Source organism: Chlamydophila parapsittaci (assembly GCF_006385615.1).
Taxonomy (GTDB): Bacteria; Chlamydiota; Chlamydiia; order Chlamydiales; family Chlamydiaceae; genus Chlamydia; species Chlamydia psittaci.
Map to the genome: position 1 here is coordinate 684,048 of NZ_CP041038.1, position 16,010 is coordinate 700,057.

Here is a 16,010-nt window from a genome sequence, read left to right on the forward strand (position 1 = left end):
TGTGCCAGGAGAAAGATTCATGGAAGAAGCTGCGAAACATCTAGCGAAAGAATTTCTCTGCTCAGGAATTAACTTTTTTTTGAGCGGGGAGTATGAACAGGCAGAACAAAGGCTAAAAGAAACTTTAGAGCTAGATCCTACAGCAGCACTAGCCTATTGTTATTTGGGCATTATTGCTTTAGAGTCAGGAAGAACTGCAGAGGCATTGACTTGGTGCACAAAGGGATTAGAGTCGGAACCTGCGGATAGCTATTTACGTTATTGCTATGGGGTAGCTTTAGATCGGGATAATCGTTGTGAAGAAGCTGTAGAGCAATATCGTGCCTATATTGTTTTACATCCAGATGATGCAGAATGTTGGTTTAGCTTAGGTGGTGTATACCATCGTTTAGGTAAGTATACTGAAGCTATAGAGTGTTTTGATAAAATCTTAGAGTTAGACCCTTGGAACCCACAAAGTTTGTACAATAAAGCTGTTGTTTTAACGGATATGAACAATGAGCAAGAAGCCATTGCTTTGTTAGAGACTACGGTAAGAAAGAATCCTTTATATTGGAAAGCTTGGATAAAATTGGGGTATTTACTCTCACGTCACAAACAGTGGGATAAAGCCACAGAAGCTTACGAAAGGGTTGTGCAGTTACGTCCTGACTTGTCTGACGGTCATTATAATCTTGGTTTATGTTATCTCACTTTAGATAAAACACGATTAGCTTTAAAAGCTTTCCAGGAGGCTCTTTTCTTAAATGAAGAAGATGCTGACGCACACTTTTATGTTGGACTTGCCTACATGGATCTTAAGCAGAATCGCCAAGCATCAGATGCTTTCCATCGTGCGCTTGGTATTAACCTAGAACACGAGCGTTCACACTATCTTCTTGGTTATCTTTATCATATGGAAGGGCAGTTTGAAAAAGCGGAAAAGGAACTCTCCTTTTTAACTACGAAAGACTCGACATTTGCTCCTTTGCTACAAAAAACAGTATCTTCTGGGCAATATGAGCCTAAGTTGGATGTCTTCCCGTAAAACTCAACTGCTTTACAGTAAATCTTTTTAACTCTTTTAGAGCTTGTTGAGCTAGAAAAAATCATGGAGTAGAAGAAACTTTTGGGATAAAAATAAAGAATACTTAAAATAATTTTGTGCTTCAAGATCTTACGTCTTGTTTAGTACGTAGTGTGATCTCTACAAAGAATGGTCTTTGTCAACATTCTTTTCTAAACAAGTGTGAAAGTTAAAGCTTTGCTTTTTCCTTCACGCTTTCTTTAATGCTTCGAAAAATATGGACAATTTGTTAATCTGGCTAAGCCCTTGTGAAGTTTTACACAATAATATTACGAGCGCAGAGGCTGGGCATTATGAGCCAATCTATAGAAGATTTTTTACATAATCATGAGGATTATCCTTATGGTTTCGTCACACCTATAGAGTCAGGGGGGTTAACTCGGGGGCTAAGCGAAGAGACAATAATAAAAATCTCTCAGCTGCGCAACGAGTCTTCTTTCATTTTAGATTTCCGTTTAAAAGCCTATCAGCATTGGAAAAAGTTACAAGAGCCTATATGGGCTAGACTGTCCTATCCTACGATAGATTATGACAGTATAGTCTATTTTTCTGCTCCAAAGCAGAAAAATCCTTTAGGGCGTTTGGAAGAAGCTGATCCTGAAATTTTAGAGACCTTTAAGAAATTGGGGATTCCTCTAGATGAGCAAAAGCGTTTGTTAAACGTTCAAAATGTTGCTGTGGATTTAGTTTTTGATTCGGTGTCTATAGGAACAACATTTAAGGAAGCTCTGGATGAAGCGGGTGTGATTTTTTGCTCGATGAATGAAGCGATTCGAGAATATCCGGAGTTAGTAAAAAAATATTTAGGGTCGGTTGTTTCTTATAGGGACAACTATTTCGCGGCTTTGAATGCTGCAGTATTTAGTGACGGTTCTTTTGTCTATGTTCCTAAGGGCGTGCGTTGTCCTATGGAGATATCTACGTATTTTAGGATTAATGACAAAGAATCGGGGCAGTTTGAGCGTACATTAATTATTGCTGAGGATGATTCTTTTGTGAGTTATCTTGAAGGGTGTACAGCTCCATCGTATTCTTCACATCAGCTGCATGCAGCTGTTGTAGAATTAGTGGCGCATGAACGAGCGGTTGTGCGTTATTCTACCGTGCAAAATTGGTTTTCTGGAGATAGGAAAACTGGCAAGGGTGGAATTTATAATTTTGTAACGAAGCGCGGGTTGTGTGCGGGTTACAAATCAAAGATCTCTTGGTCTCAGGTTGAAGTTGGAGCGGCAATCACTTGGAAGTATCCTAGTTGCATTTTGAGGGGGAAAGAAAGTGTAGGAGAGTTTTACTCTATCGCTTTAACAAATGGAAAAATGCAAGCTGATACTGGGACGAAGATGATTCATGTGGGGGAAAAAACAACTTCTACAATAGTTTCTAAAGGAATTTCTTCAGAGGAGTCGCATAACACCTTTAGGAGTCTTGTTTCTATTTCTGAAGGAGCTGTTGGAAGTCGTAATCACACACAATGTGATTCGATGCTGATTGGCCGGGCATGTGGAGCGTATACGGATCCTAGAATTTCTGTAGAAAACTCCCAATCGTCTGTTGAACATGAGGCTACAACATCGAAATTGCGAGCAGATCAATTAATGTATTTGCGTAGTAGAGGGTTAAATGCTGAAGAGGCTGTGAGTTTAGTGGTCCACGGTTTTTGCCGTGAAATTATCGAACAGTTACCTTTAGAGTTTGCTCGAGAGGCTTCAAAATTATTGTTTGTTAAGTTGGAAAATAGCGTGGGGTAGTTGATGCTACATATACAAAACTTACACGTATGTTGTGAGGATGTTAAAATCCTGGATTATTTAAATTTGCATATTCATCCGGGGGAATTACATATAATTATGGGCCCTAATGGAGCAGGAAAATCTACCTTCGCGAAAGTGTTGTCAGGAGATGATAGTTTATCTATCATTTCTGGAGAAATAAGCTTATTGGGTCAGGATCTTTTAGAAAAAGCGCCTGAAGAGCGAGCTCATATGGGATTGTTTATAGGATTCCAACAACCCCCAGAAATTCCTGGGGTGAATAATAAACTTTTTCTAAAAGATGCTTACAATGCTTGTAGGCGTTCTCGGCAAGAAGAAGAGATGGCAGAAGCTGAATTCGATATGTTATTGTCCTCTGTATCGGAGACTTATGAATTCGCATCCTTTCAGCATTTCTTACAAAGAAATATCAACGAAGGGTTTTCCGGAGGAGAGAGAAAGAAAAACGAAATTTGGCAAATGCTTGTTCTAGAACCGGAAATGATACTGTTAGATGAGCCTGATTCCGGGTTGGACGTTGATGCTTTAAGATTCATATGTAAAACCATTGAGAAATATCGCGAACTTCATCCTAAAAGTGCCATCTGCATAGTTACACATAACCCTAAGTTGGGCAGTCTTCTTGAGCCTGACCACGTACATATTCTTTTAGAAGGCAAGATAGCCTGTTCAGGAGGGGTTTCGTTAATGCGGGAGTTAGAAGAAAAGAGTTATCACGAAGTCTTGGCATGCTCTTCTTGGGGGTAAATATGTTAGGTTTTTTGGAGCATACCTTTCCTATAGTTAAGGACTCTCCTATTCATCAAGCGGCACAAGCATACTATGAGAAATACTCTCAGTTAGAGTCTTTCAAAGCCATTTTTCGTAGTTACCCATGGTTTAAGAATTTGGCACAGTCTCCTGAAGACTACCATATTGCCAATGGGGGGTCGGAAACAGCAAAACAACACTGGTTACATCATGAGAACTCTTTGTCTTGTGAATGCATTTTAATTAACGGCAAATATGAGTCATCACTTTCTCAACTGCCTGAGGGAGTCTTATCGATGACATTAAAAGAAGCCCGGTCTATTTTTTCTACATTTATCAAAAAATACACCCTGGATATGCATCCTCTAGCATTTCTTAATTCTGTATGTGCTCAAGAAGAAGGCGTGGTTATTTATATTCCCGAAGAATTTCAGGTGAGTGAGCCTATATGTATACGTCATATATGTTCTCCGACTTCTAGAAGTGATAAGGTCATCTACTCTCCAAGGATTATTGTGATTGTAGGGAAGCATTCTAGCTGTCGCGTATTTATATTTCATCATACTGAGAGAGAAAGCGGTGTTGCTGAAAGTTTTGCTATTGTAAATGGTTTGACCGAGGTATTTGTATCTGAAGGCGCAGAACTCTCTTTGACGATGCAGCCTAAGTACATTAGTGAAGAGAGGATAAGTTGGGCGCATATGGCGACTATCGAGGCGCAAGGAGCTTGTTCTATACATCAACATCTGCAAGAACATGTCAGTGGTTACGGATGGTTTGACAATACCTTTTCCATGATAGGAGATGGCGCTCATGGGGAATCTTTAGTTTCTACCCTATCTCCAAAAAAGACTTGGGTAAGAAATCTGATGTATCATGACGCTGAGAGGACAACATCAAGACAGAATATCAAATCGATATTGTCTTCAGGTCATTTTCTTTTTGAGGGAGGTATCCACATCACAACCCAGGGAATGTTTTCCGATGCTTATCAAAAACATGACACTCTATTGCTTAGTGACGATGCTTGTGTAACAACCTTTCCAAGATTAGAAATTCTTACGGATGATGTCAAAGCTTCTCACGGAGCTGCTGTAGGGCCATTAGATCCTCAACAGATATTTTATATGCAATCGCGAGGAATGACGCGAGAGGAAGCGCAAAAAAAACTAGTTCAAGGATTTTTATCTATAGAACCTGGTCAAGAGGCTTTCCCTAAACTATCCGAGCAAATGCAATCTCAAGAAATTACTAAGGAGTATTCTATAGATGGTGTGTAGGATAAAAGAAGACTTTCCTATTTTTTATAATAAAAAGCTTCAAGGGGAGTCCTACATTTATCTTGACTCTGCTGCTACTACGCATAAACCTAAGAAAGTAATAGACGCAATTACAGATTTTTACAGTACTACCTATGCTACCGTAAATCGTAATGTCTATACTTCTTCGAAGGCTACGACGGAAAATTATAACGCTGTGCGTGGGAAAGTGCGCGAATGGATACAAGCTGCATATGATGAAGAGATCATTTTTACTCGGGGAACTACAGCAGCATTGAATCTATTAGCCATATCTGCAAATGACGCTTTCATTCCTGAAGGTGGTGTGGTGTTGGTTTCTGAAGTAGAGCATCATGCGAATGTATTGTCATGGGAATTGGCCTGTCGTAGGCGTGGATCTTGTGTTAAAAAGGTTGCTGTTGACAATTCAGGTTATATAGATTTAGAGCACTTAGAAGCCTTGCTTAAAGCGGGAGCTGTTTTTGTAAGCATAGCCCACGTGAATAACGTTACGGGGTGTATCCAACCTCTAAAGGAAATAGCCAGTCTCGCTCATAAATACGGTGCGTATGTAGCTGTGGACGGAGCCCAGGGAGTAGCTCATGCCTCTGTAGATGTTGTTGATTGGGATGTAGATTTCTATGCTTTTTCAGGGCATAAAATGTATGCGCCTACAGGTGTAGGGGTATTGTATGGGAAGAAGGAATTGTTAGAAAAGCTTCCTCCTGTAGAAGGTGGAGGCGATATGCTCTCCATTTATGATAGTGAGCATCCAGAATATCTTCCTGCACCGTTAAAATTTGAGGCAGGAACACCGCCTATCGCTTCTATTTTAGGATTAGGAGCAGCTATAGATTACTTACAATCTTTACCAGACTCCGCATATCAGAAAGAAAAAGAGTTGACGCAGTATCTGTACAACGAATTGATGACAATTTCGGGTATGCAGATATTAGGTCCAGAGGTAGATCACACTCGTGGAGCTTTGATAAGTTTCAAGGTGGAAGGTGCGCATCCTTTCGATATAGGTTGCTTATTGGATCTTCAAGGGATAGCCGTCCGTACAGGGCATCAATGTGCACAACCTGCTATGACCCGATGGAATTTGGGTCATGTTCTTAGAGTGTCCCTGGGATTATATAATGATAAGGAAGATATGGATACTTTCTTGTCGGCTTTACGTTCTATTTTGAATAAGGTGCGCGTATAGTTCTTATTGAGAGGAGCTTCCTTGAAATGCGATGGGTTCTTTAGCATAAGGGTACCAACGTAAGCGCATTTGTTGACATCTATCTATTAGCCAGTTTTTGACATAGTGTGGGTTATGGATAGGTCTAGGCAATGTGTACGCAGCTCGCGTCATATCTAGACGATAAATCCTGTGGTTCTTGTTTTTCATATTTATGATATCACCTAAAACAAAAGAAAAAGGATAGTACTTCCTTACTGTTTGTTCGCATATGTGATCATATTTGCCAAAAGGGTAGAAAAACCCTACAGGGTTTTGCCCCAAGGCTTTTTCTATAGAATATTTTGATAGAAAGATTTCTGTAGCGAGATAGGGCGGTGTATTTTGTAAATTTCGAATAGCGAATCCTGATGAAGCTAGTCGTATCAAAGGAGAATCAGCGAGTGCCTGTAACTCCTGTTGTGAGCAAAATGGTTGATGTTTTGCAAATACTTCGTCTTGGAAGGCCAAGGTTTCACTAGGGGCTAAACGATAGGAAAGAGGAAGAGTTTGAGCAGAATTTTCAGCAACATATCTCCAAGCAATGCCAACAACAGCTGGAATATGATGAGTCTGTAGGAAAGGGAAGATATGAGCATAGAAATCTACAGAGGCGTAATCAAAAGTTATCATAAGGGATAACTTTTTGATTGGTTCTCCGGGGAGCACTAAGGGATAAGACTGTTTAAGAAGTAATAAATACCGGAGTAGTTTTTCTAATAAGTGTGGTTGTTTAGAAAAGAAAACCTGGCGGAAAGCTAAAACAATCAGCATACATCTGCCTTAAGATGCCGGTTTGTTATCCTCAGAGGGATAGATAACTAAGGATCCAGAGAGAACTTTCGGGGGATGTTGAGGGGAAGGTTCTGTTATAGTTTGTGTAGCAGTCGTCGATTCCGTTGTAGCATTAGAAAGTTCTTGAGTGTCTACAGAAGAAGGCATACGAATCCTTGGTATAAATAGGCAGTTAGTGTTTTTTGCCAAAACGTTTAGTTAATGTCCACTCTCCATCTTTATAGAATTGTTCGAATTCTTTGAACAACGGCAGTGCTTTGAGTTCTTCGAAATCTATGGAGGTGTCTTGATTTAAGATTTCTTTGATTTCTATAATTCTTAATAGAGTAAGGAAGCGTAACGTCGGATAATCTTCGGAAGATGCAGCGAATTGAAGAAGCTGAGAAGATTTTTCTAAAGCTGTTTGATAGTCTTCAGCAGCTTGAGCATCTGCAATTTCTTTGAGTAGTACCTGAGCGGGTGAAGGCATGCGAAAATGCGATCCGCTTCCAAAGGCAAGCCCTGCATAATATGCGCCGCGTAAAGGTTCATTGTGGATATAAAAACATGAAGATAGAAAACCAGCGTAAGGTTTTGCAGAGTCTCCACCCATACGGTAAGCATGTTCTAACATCGGCAGAGCGGTTTTAGGAGGTATGAATCCTTGAAAAACGGCAGATTCCGCGGTTTTGGTGAGAAGAAGAATACTTTCGTGTTTTTCGCGATCATTTTTTTGAAGATTATACACGATCTTTCCCGTGAGAAATATGGATAGGATAATTAGGAATGTGAGGGTAAACGAATAGGAATAAACCCTTTTCCATACTAAGGATAGTAAATTCTTCATGATTTTAGGGTGTAAAGCGCTTGATATCCTTAGTGTATCTGGAAAAATTTTTTTCGTAAACTCCTTGATTTAAGATGCTCTAACAGTGGAAAACACTAAAAAAAGCACTTCACTTCTACAAGCTCTTTTGATAGAAAAACTTCTGTGATACTATTTTTACTTAAAATACGTTGGGATAAATAGCATCTCTATGCCACTGAAAATGTTTCAGAGATAATAGGAAAATAGCGAAGGTAATTTGTGAGCGGAGTTATCAATACAGATACAATAATAGAAGTGGCTATCGACAACATTCGGGTAAGTCCTTTTCAACCTCGTCGAGTGTTTTCCGAATCTGAACTTCAGGAATTAGTTGCATCGTTAAAATCCGTAGGTTTAATTCACCCTCCTGTTGTGCGTGAAATTCGTAGTGGGGATAGAGTTTTATATTATGAATTAATCGCAGGAGAGCGCCGCTGGAGGGCTTTACAACTTGCTGGATACACTACGATACCTGTTGTTCTCAAACAAGTGGTTGCAGACGATATAGCTGCAGAAGCTACTCTTATCGAAAATATCCAACGTGTCAATCTCAGCCCTATGGAAATGGCAGAGGCTTTCAAAAAGCTCATCAATGTTTTTGGATTAACTCAAGATAAGGTGGCTTTAAGAGTAGGGAAAAAACGCTCCACAGTAGCAAATTACCTACGTCTTTTTTCTCTATCTGAGTCTATTCAAAAAAGCCTTTACCTTGGAGAGATAACTTTAGGTCATGCTAAAGTCATTCTTACCCTTGAAGACCCTAATCTGCGAGAAATTCTTGCTGAAAAGATCATCTCACAACGTCTTGCTGTCCGAGAAGCTGAACAAGAAGCAAAGAAGCTGTTGTCTGGAGAAGTGGTAACAACACGCGCTTCTAAAGAGCAAGTAAAGGCGTGTGCTACATCTTCACACTATCATGAAATGCAAGAACGTCTTAGCCAGTCTTTGGGTTATAAAGTCACAGTCAAATCTCAAGGTTCTCATTATAGTGTGTCACTGCATGTTCAAGATGAAGAACAACTCAAACAGTTAGAAGAATTGCTGTTGAAGAAATCGTAGGAAAAAGAGCCTCAGGTCTTTTTTAGCCATCTTTTAAAGAATACAGAGGTATGTATGTTTATCCCCTTCTGTTTGTTCTGGGATAGGTCCTTGAAGGCAGGTTTTTTGTCGTTTAGGACAGCGATTATAGAAGACACATCCTGTCGGTGAGGGATTCTCCGATGAATTTTTTTGAAAAGATTTTAGTTTATGCTCAATGCTGCGATTTTCCGGTAAGTCAGGTAACTGCGAATTCAGCAGCATTTGGGTATAAGGATGTTTAGGGTTTAAGAAAATATCTTCCGTCGCTCCCGATTCAACAATTTTTCCTTTATACATGATGATCACTTCTGAGCAAAAAGATCGTACAACAGCTAAATCATGGGAAATAAACAGGTAACTCATCTGGAGTTCTTTTTGTAATTTAGCGAGCATATTCAAAATCTGCGCTTGCATGGATAGATCTAAAGCAGAAACTACCTCATCACATATGATAAGCTTAGGAGCTCCTAGCAATGCTCGGGCTATAGATACGCGCTGTTGCTGACCTCCGGAGAGCTGATGCGGATAATAATAAAAATAATCAGCAGATAATCCTACACGTTCTAAAGTTTCTCCAATTACAGAATGGAGTTTATCTTTTGTAATGATCCGATGATGGATAAGGGCGTGACCTAAGCTGTCGAAAATCGTTTTTCTAGGATTTAAAGAGGCTTTGGGATTTTGGAAAACCATACGCACGTGAGAGCGTAGTTTTTTTAAGTCATGTCGAGAATGGAGATTAATTGGAGTATTGTCGAAAGATAAATAACCCGATGTTAACGATAGCAGCCCAGATAGGGCTAGGGCTAATGTGGTTTTCCCTGATCCTGATTCCCCAATTAGTCCTACAATCTTTCCCGAAGGTATAGAAAAAGAAACATTATCAATAGCACGCGTGGCTATGGTTTTTTTTCGAAACCAGCTGGTCCGCTTATAGTAATATTTTTTTAGTTGATTCGCTTGTACTAAGGGGTCATTCATATAACCAGCACCTTACTTTATGTCCTTTTGTCACGTGCTGAGCTTCTGGAGATTCTACTTTACATTTTCCAAAAGCTTTTGAGCATCTGGGGTAGTAGCAGCATCCGGAAGGCAGGGCACTGTAGTGGGGAGGTTGCCCAGGAATTGTCGTAAATGTTTCACTTTGCAATGAAGGACGAGAAGCAAGTAAATCTTGAGTATAAGGATGACAAGGATTATGAAAAATATCCTTTACTGGAGCACACTCGGCTAGTCTGCCTGCATAGAGAACAAGTACGTTATCCGCAGTTTCAGCAACGACGCCCATATTGTGGGTAATGATAAGCAAGGCCATTCCTAGTTTTTCTTGTAAGCCTTTGAGTAATTGTAAGATCTGGTATTGAACAGAAACATCAAGAGCTGTTGTTGGCTCATCGGCAATGAGAATTTCCGGAGAGGTAAGTAAAGCCATAGCAATAGAAACTCTTTGAAGCATCCCTCCGGAGAGCTGATGCGGATAGAGCTTTAAACAGAGTTCGGGATTATGAAATCCTGTATCTGTAAGAGCTTGAATAATTTTATTTTTTCCCTCTTTAGTAGGTAGGTGTAAGTGTGTGCGGATCAGCTCTTGGAATTGTTGTTCTATTGTAAAAACAGGGTTTAATGAAGAGTGAGGATTTTGAAAAATCATAGAAATCTTTGTTCCAAAGATAGAACGTAAGATACCTCGAGGGGCTTTTAATAGGTTCTTCCCATGGAACAATATTTCCCCTGATGTAGAAAATAGCGGGGAGGGTAATAACTGCATAAGCGCTTGAGCTGTTACCGATTTCCCTGAACCGGATTCCCCAATAATCGCTAACGTCTTCCCTTTATGCAGATCAAAAGACAATGACTCAACAATAGGGTAATGTTCCCGACGTTTATGCAGACTTACCGATAGATCCTTAACTTGTAAGATAGGTGGATGAGTCATAAGTCATTTACAAGATCATTAAAGCTCGTTATTATTACTAAAAAGGTATTCTTATGCAAACCCTTGCTCGTCTGTTTGGACAGTCTCCTTTTGCCCCATTGCAGGCACATTTAGAAGTTGTAGCATTTTGCGTTCAGCAAATGGTGCCGATCTTCACAGCTTTGCGTGACGGGGATTACAAACAGGTACAAACAATAGCTAAAAGTATTTCTGATAAGGAATATCAAGCAGATTGTATAAAAAATGATATGCGGAATCACCTTCCTGTAGGCTTATTTATGCCTATATCTCGGGCAGGGTTACTGGAAATTATTTCTATACAAGATAGCATAGCTGATGTTTCTGAGGATGTCGCTATTTTGCTTACGGTGAGAAAGCTCCGTTTTTATCCGGAGTTTGAGAAGATCTTTTTTCAGTTCTTACATAAAAGTGTCGAGACTTTTGATCTTACTATGACGGTCATACAAGAATTCAATAAATTACTAGAAAGCTCTTTCGGAGGACGTAAAGCTGATAAGGCTCGTTTCCTAGTAAGTCGTGTGGCGAAAGCAGAACACGAGTGTGATGTCATTCAACGAGAGATCATGCAAATATTCTTTTCCGATGAATTTACCATTTCTGAAAAAGAGTTTTATTTATGGCTGCAGGTAATTAAACGTGCAGCGGGCATATCCGATAGTGCGGAGAAGCTTGCTCATCGAGTTAACATGACGCTGGAAGAAAAGTAATATTTCATGCTTGCCTTACTCATTTTTGTTCTCTTATGTGGTTTCTACACCTCTTGGAATATAGGAGCTAACGATGTTGCTAATGCTGTTGGCCCCAGTGTAGGATCCGGAGTATTAACACTACGACAAGCTGTAGTCATTGCCGCTATTTTTGAATTTTTAGGAGCGTTATTTCTAGGAGATCGTGTAGCAGGAACCATAGAAAGTCATATTGTTTCTGTTTCAGATCCTTTAATAGCTTCTGGGGAGTACGTTTATGGGATGACAGGAGCCTTGTTAGCTACAGGAGTTTGGCTACAATTGGCCTCCTATTTTGGATGGCCGGTCTCTACAACCCATTCTATAGTTGGAGCGGTGATAGGTTTTGGTCTCGTCCTTGGAAAAGGAACAGTGATTTACTGGGGATCTATAGGGGCGATTTTAGTTAGTTGGGTCATCTCTCCATTAATGGGGGGATGCATTGCCTATACAATCTTCTCTTTTATACGTAGGAATATTCTTTATAAGAATGACCCCGTAGGAGCAATGATTCGCATAGCTCCTTTTCTTGCTGCTTTTGTCTTCGTCGTTTTAGGGATTATTATTGTTTGCGGAGGGGTAGTCACCCGGTTGATTCCTTTACCCTGGGCTTTGGCATTAGTGTTCTTAGTCGGGAGTATTGCTTATGCAATTATGTTTAAATATGTGCATACGCCACACTGTTCTTTTATTTCTGCTTCGCCTAAATCAGGGAGTTTACTTTGTCGTTTAAAAACATGCGGAGGAAACTACGGTAGAAAGTATCTCATCGTAGAAAGAATCTTTGCTTACTTACAAATTATTATCGCATGTTTTATGGCTTTTGCTCACGGATCTAATGACGTTGCTAATGCCATAGCTCCGGTTGCTGGAGTTTTACGACAGGTATATCCTCAAGTATATTCTTCCTATACGTTAATCGGTCTTATGGCGTTTGGTGGTGTGGGATTGATCATAGGGTTATCTATTTGGGGATGGCGAGTAATTGAAACCGTAGGGTGTAAGATTACAGAACTCACACCTTCAAGAGGGTTTTCTGTAGGTTTAAGTTCTGCTGTGACCATTGCTTTAGCTTCAGCTATAGGTTTACCCATATCAACAACACATGTAGTTGTCGGAGCTGTCTTAGGTATAGGCTTAGCTCGGGGTATCCATGCGATTAATTTAAATATTATTAAAGACATTATCATGTCGTGGTTTATCACTCTTCCAGCAGGAGCAGTTCTCTCTATTCTATTTTTCTTTGCTTTAAGAGCGCTCTTCCAGTAAAAATAGGGAAATCATCTTAGATAGTTTCTCAAGGTATATGGATAGATTGACAGTCAGGGACCTCTCCCCAGAAGAAAAAAAGGTTTTAGTTCGTGTAGATTTTAATGTTCCTATAAAAGATGGGAAGATTCTTGATGATATCCGCATTCGTAGTGCGATGCCGACAATTAATTATCTATTGCAAAAGCGCGCTGCTGTAATTTTAATGAGTCATCTGGGTCGCCCTCAAGGAAATGGTTTCGAAGAAAAATATTCTCTCCAGCCTGTTGTTGAAGTTTTAGAAGGTTACCTAGGCCATCATGTGCCTTTAGCTCCCGATTGCGTAGGAGAAGTTGCCCGTCAGGCAGTAGCACAAATCTCTCCAGGACGCGTGTTGTTATTAGAGAATCTTCGTTTCCATCCAGGAGAAGAACATCCTGAAGACTATCCTGCTTTTGCTGCAGAACTTTCCTCCTATGGAGATTTTTATGTGAATGATGCTTTTGGAACTTCACACAGAAAACATGCCTCTGTGTACACGGTTCCCCAAGCTGTTCCAGGGCGATCGGCGGCAGGTCTTCTTATGGAAAAAGAACTCGAGTTTTTAGGACAGCACCTATTAATTTCTCCTAAGCGTCCCTTTACTGCGATTCTGGGTGGTTCTAAAGTATCTTCAAAAATCGGCGTCATAGAAGCCCTACTCTCTCAAGTGGATAACCTACTTTTAGCAGGAGGCATGGGTTTTACTTTTCTAAAAGCATTAGGAAAATCTGTGGGGAATTCTTTAGTTGAAGAATCTGGCATAGAACTCGCGCGTCGTGTTCTGAAAATTGCAGAGCAGCGTAATGTGCGTATCGTTCTTCCTATAGATGTGAAGGTTGCCAAGGCCTGTGCTCCCGCAGTTTCTTGGAATGAAGTCTCTATAGATCAGGGGATCCCTAAAGATCTTGAAGGCCTGGATATAGGAACAAAAACTATTCAAGAATTTTGTAAAATCATTGATGCCTCATCAACCGTATTTTGGAATGGCCCTGTGGGTGTTTATGAAGTTCCTCCTTTTGATCAGGGGTCCATGGCTATTGCTAATTGTTTAGCACGACATCCTTCTGCAATTACAGTAGTGGGGGGTGGGGATGCTGCTGCTGTTGTTGCTTTGGCTGGATGCACAGCACAAGTCTCACATGTATCTACAGGTGGTGGTGCTTCTCTAGAATTCCTAGAGAAAGGCTTTTTACCAGGAACCGAAGTTCTGTCTCCATCACAAGATTAAACTTTTGCAAGCTCTTGTTTTTAAGACGCTTCAATACGGTTTCTTTTTAATAGCATAAAGCTGAGTCCAGCTTTATGCTTAAATCTTCATCAGCTATTTCTCGCTGAATTTCTCTGTTACTATTTGTAAAAATGAGATTCTTTACAAAAACAGATCTTTATGTTTCTTCATATAATTTAGAATAGTATTTCACTTTATTATTAAAGTGAAACTATTGCCTAACTCATTGATTAGTAAGAGTTAGGCGACGTTTCATCTCAACTTCAATCTCCAGCCTATCTTGCATCGATCAAAGTCTTAAGATGCACGTTTACAAAGTTTTAGCGTTTATTTCCTAATTAATTCTTAATTTTATTTATTGTTAATTAATTATGTTGATTTTTGTTTCTTTTTAAATAAAAGCATGCGTATTAATTAAATTTAATTTTAAAATTATAATTATAAATAGTGAAACTATTATGGAGAAAAGCTATGGGAATTAATCCAAGCGGTCACAGTCGTAATAATAATAATGATCTATGGATTTCCGGAGCCCATAATCAGCACGAAGATGTTCAAGATGCTGGGAACAGCTCATCCGGAGTAGTAGGATCCCATAACATTTCTACCCAAAATAATACCCGTGAAAGCTCTGGCTTCTTATCAAGAGTGACCTCTGCCGTCAGGAATTTCTTCTCCAGTATATTTGGTAGTTCTTCCTCAAGAGCAAATTCCCGAGCATCTACTCCTACACCACCCGAAGTGAGTAGTCGCCGATCTTCTGTATCTTCTTTTGCCTCATCTATGGATATCAGTGACAGCGAAGCTGAGACAATGAGTTTCTCATCTTTTGGTCTTGGTGAGTCTAAAGAAAAGAGCACTAGCTCGAGTTCTTTGGATAGCGCAAGATCGACAGAGGGTGCCGCTAGAGGATTACAAAAGAAAGGTTATAAGCAAGGAATTAAAGTAGATATTCCCAAGGTGCCAGATCTCGCTTCAGGGCCAAAGCGTCCCAATACCCCGCCACCACCACCACCAACTTCTCGATCTGTAAAAACATCACCGAGAGGTGTTGGTCTCGCCTCCTCACTCATGAAATCCAGCACATCTTCAGTTTCTTCAGGAAGTAGTGCTACACGGCCTCTCAAACGTAAAGCTCCTCAACCTCCATCAGAACGACCAACAAAACTAAAATTACAACAACCTCAAGGCAGTACGTCTTCCATGTCTAGCGTAGATTCTAATGACTCAGCTGCGAGCAGGAGTTCTCAAGAAATTTCCTCTGGAATAGCAGATAAATTAAAAGCAGAACTAGAAGCACACTACAAGACAAAACAAGAACAATTAGCAAAGTTATCCGACCAAATTAAAGAACGCTGGACAAATCACGAAGAACAGGAGCCGATAGCCTATAAACTTGCCTGTTTACAGACAGTAACATCTAGGTTGGGCCAGGCACGCCTAGAAGCACAACAGGAAATGAGTGTCTTGCGACCCGGAATTCATGAATTTCCCCTAAAGACTGCTATTTCGTTATCTCGATCTATATGGGACCTAGGAGAGAAAGAACAAAGACAAGATGGAGAATCTGTACTCCTTCTGGTGTTGGTACGTATGGGTTTAGAGGGGCCGAAGTTAGATCCTAACGAGGATTTTGTTAATTATATTGATCAGATTACAAGTGAGTACGGAGAGCCGGGGGAAACATATGACTGGCAAGACACTTTGCAATCTCTAGCTCGTGATTTAAATTCTCTAAGAGAGATTAACCCTAACGGTATGAAAAAGTTTTGGTCTTCATTTGCTGGTAAGGGAGAAATCACTATGAGAATGATAGCGAATAGATTTGCCTCTGCTAATGTTGGGAAATACGATCCTATTTCAGTTCGAGTAGAGCGGCATTGGAATACAGGAGCTCTAGATCTAATGAAATTATTAAGCTCGGAAGCTTATGTAAAAACAACTTCGATCTTAGCTTATGATGTTTTCAGTGTATCAGAGGATTAAGTAAGG

The 16,010-nt window shown here is 40.1% G+C and carries 15 protein-coding genes; 10 read left to right on the forward strand and 5 right to left on the reverse strand.

What is annotated here, in order from left to right; genetic code table 11:
• Positions 1 to 19 precede the first annotated feature (19 nt).
• The 5 genes from FI836_RS02965 to FI836_RS02985 all read left to right on the forward strand — a co-directional run bounded on the left by FI836_RS02965 (position 20) and on the right by FI836_RS02985 (position 6,078).
• Complete coding sequence (locus FI836_RS02965; protein ID WP_014943626.1) at positions 20 to 1,027, forward strand: tetratricopeptide repeat protein; 1,008 nt, start codon at positions 20 to 22, stop codon at positions 1,025 to 1,027.
• A gap of 332 nt (positions 1,028 to 1,359) precedes the next feature.
• A complete protein-coding gene (gene sufB / locus FI836_RS02970; RefSeq protein WP_014943627.1) occupies positions 1,360 to 2,814 on the forward strand; it encodes a Fe-S cluster assembly protein SufB in 1,455 nt (484 codons plus the stop codon).
• Positions 2,815 to 2,817: 3 nt separating this feature from the next.
• Positions 2,818 to 3,585 carry a Fe-S cluster assembly ATPase SufC gene (gene sufC, locus FI836_RS02975; protein ID WP_014944451.1) on the forward strand — a complete coding sequence of 256 codons (768 nt, stop codon included), beginning with the start codon at positions 2,818 to 2,820 and terminating at the stop codon, positions 3,583 to 3,585.
• Positions 3,586 to 3,587: 2 nt separating this feature from the next.
• Entirely contained in the window at positions 3,588 to 4,868 is a 1,281-nt protein-coding gene (locus tag FI836_RS02980) for a SufB/SufD family protein (protein ID WP_014943629.1), read from the forward strand.
• Positions 4,858 to 6,078 (forward strand): SufS family cysteine desulfurase, encoded by a 1,221-nt coding sequence (locus FI836_RS02985; RefSeq protein ID WP_014943630.1) that lies wholly within the window; start codon positions 4,858 to 4,860, stop codon positions 6,076 to 6,078. Before FI836_RS02980 ends, FI836_RS02985 begins: the two co-directional genes overlap by 11 nt.
• Before the next feature lie 3 nt (positions 6,079 to 6,081).
• Here the strand turns inward: FI836_RS02985 and FI836_RS02990 are convergent, their stop codons facing one another.
• Genes FI836_RS02990 through FI836_RS02995 form a run of 3 tightly spaced genes read right to left on the reverse strand, consistent with a single transcriptional unit; the run spans position 6,082 to position 7,717 of the window.
• The gene (locus tag FI836_RS02990) at positions 6,082 to 6,870 is read right to left on the reverse strand and encodes a polysaccharide deacetylase family protein (protein ID WP_006342730.1); all 789 of its coding nucleotides are present in this window, start codon (positions 6,868 to 6,870) and stop codon (positions 6,082 to 6,084) included.
• Between the two features lie 9 nt (positions 6,871 to 6,879).
• Positions 6,880 to 7,038: a hypothetical protein gene (locus FI836_RS05210; protein ID WP_014943310.1), complete on the reverse strand. Its 159-nt coding sequence runs from the start codon at positions 7,036 to 7,038 to the stop codon at positions 6,880 to 6,882.
• A 25-nt stretch (positions 7,039 to 7,063) separates the two neighbouring features.
• Complete coding sequence (locus FI836_RS02995) at positions 7,064 to 7,717, reverse strand: hypothetical protein (protein WP_013462581.1); 654 nt, start codon at positions 7,715 to 7,717, stop codon at positions 7,064 to 7,066.
• Positions 7,718 to 7,957: 240 nt separating this feature from the next.
• Here FI836_RS02995 and FI836_RS03000 point away from each other — a divergent pair, with 240 nt between their 5' ends.
• Positions 7,958 to 8,797 (forward strand): ParB/RepB/Spo0J family partition protein, encoded by an 840-nt coding sequence (locus FI836_RS03000; RefSeq protein WP_014943631.1) that lies wholly within the window; start codon positions 7,958 to 7,960, stop codon positions 8,795 to 8,797.
• A gap of 33 nt (positions 8,798 to 8,830) precedes the next feature.
• On the opposite strand, the gene FI836_RS03005 is transcribed toward FI836_RS03000, so the two are convergent.
• Together FI836_RS03005 and FI836_RS03010 are read right to left on the reverse strand one after the other, a co-directional pair.
• The gene (locus FI836_RS03005; RefSeq protein WP_006342733.1) at positions 8,831 to 9,799 is read right to left on the reverse strand and encodes an oligopeptide/dipeptide ABC transporter ATP-binding protein; all 969 of its coding nucleotides are present in this window, start codon (positions 9,797 to 9,799) and stop codon (positions 8,831 to 8,833) included.
• The gene (locus FI836_RS03010) at positions 9,792 to 10,754 is read right to left on the reverse strand and encodes an ABC transporter ATP-binding protein (RefSeq protein WP_014944452.1); all 963 of its coding nucleotides are present in this window, start codon (positions 10,752 to 10,754) and stop codon (positions 9,792 to 9,794) included. The genes FI836_RS03005 and FI836_RS03010 overlap by 8 nt, the downstream gene beginning before the upstream one ends.
• Before the next feature lie 53 nt (positions 10,755 to 10,807).
• On the opposite strand from FI836_RS03010, the gene FI836_RS03015 reads away from it, so the two are divergent.
• The 4 genes from FI836_RS03015 (at position 10,808) to semD (ending at position 16,004) form a co-directional block, all read left to right on the forward strand.
• Positions 10,808 to 11,482, forward strand: a complete 675-nt coding sequence (locus FI836_RS03015) for a TIGR00153 family protein (protein ID WP_006342735.1) — start codon at positions 10,808 to 10,810, stop codon at positions 11,480 to 11,482.
• Positions 11,483 to 11,488: 6 nt separating this feature from the next.
• On the forward strand, positions 11,489 to 12,769 hold the full coding sequence (locus FI836_RS03020) for an inorganic phosphate transporter (protein WP_014943633.1): 1,281 nt from the start codon (positions 11,489 to 11,491) through the stop codon (positions 12,767 to 12,769).
• A 37-nt stretch (positions 12,770 to 12,806) separates the two neighbouring features.
• Positions 12,807 to 14,018 (forward strand): phosphoglycerate kinase, encoded by a 1,212-nt coding sequence (locus FI836_RS03025; RefSeq protein WP_041460069.1) that lies wholly within the window; start codon positions 12,807 to 12,809, stop codon positions 14,016 to 14,018.
• Positions 14,019 to 14,489: 471 nt separating this feature from the next.
• Entirely contained in the window at positions 14,490 to 16,004 is a 1,515-nt protein-coding gene (gene semD, locus FI836_RS03030; protein ID WP_014943635.1) for a SemD/SinC family type III secretion system effector, read from the forward strand.
• The last annotated feature ends 6 nt before the right edge of the window (positions 16,005 to 16,010 follow it).

Coding starts and splice junctions, on each gene's coding strand:
- FI836_RS02965 (WP_014943626.1), top strand. CDS start 20: ATGGAAGAAGCTGCGAAACATCTAGCGAAAGAATTTCTCTGCTCAGGA.
- sufB (WP_014943627.1), top strand. CDS start 1,360: ATGAGCCAATCTATAGAAGATTTTTTACATAATCATGAGGATTATCCT.
- sufC (WP_014944451.1), top strand. CDS start 2,818: ATGCTACATATACAAAACTTACACGTATGTTGTGAGGATGTTAAAATC.
- FI836_RS02980 (WP_014943629.1), top strand. CDS start 3,588: ATGTTAGGTTTTTTGGAGCATACCTTTCCTATAGTTAAGGACTCTCCT.
- FI836_RS02985 (WP_014943630.1), top strand. CDS start 4,858: ATGGTGTGTAGGATAAAAGAAGACTTTCCTATTTTTTATAATAAAAAG.
- FI836_RS02990 (WP_006342730.1), bottom strand. CDS start 6,870: ATGCTGATTGTTTTAGCTTTCCGCCAGGTTTTCTTTTCTAAACAACCA.
- FI836_RS05210 (WP_014943310.1), bottom strand. CDS start 7,038: ATGCCTTCTTCTGTAGACACTCAAGAACTTTCTAATGCTACAACGGAA.
- FI836_RS02995 (WP_013462581.1), bottom strand. CDS start 7,717: ATGAAGAATTTACTATCCTTAGTATGGAAAAGGGTTTATTCCTATTCG.
- FI836_RS03005 (WP_006342733.1), bottom strand. CDS start 9,799: ATGAATGACCCCTTAGTACAAGCGAATCAACTAAAAAAATATTACTAT.
- FI836_RS03010 (WP_014944452.1), bottom strand. CDS start 10,754: ATGACTCATCCACCTATCTTACAAGTTAAGGATCTATCGGTAAGTCTG.
- FI836_RS03015 (WP_006342735.1), top strand. CDS start 10,808: ATGCAAACCCTTGCTCGTCTGTTTGGACAGTCTCCTTTTGCCCCATTG.
- FI836_RS03020 (WP_014943633.1), top strand. CDS start 11,489: ATGCTTGCCTTACTCATTTTTGTTCTCTTATGTGGTTTCTACACCTCT.
- FI836_RS03025 (WP_041460069.1), top strand. CDS start 12,807: ATGGATAGATTGACAGTCAGGGACCTCTCCCCAGAAGAAAAAAAGGTT.
- semD (WP_014943635.1), top strand. CDS start 14,490: ATGGGAATTAATCCAAGCGGTCACAGTCGTAATAATAATAATGATCTA.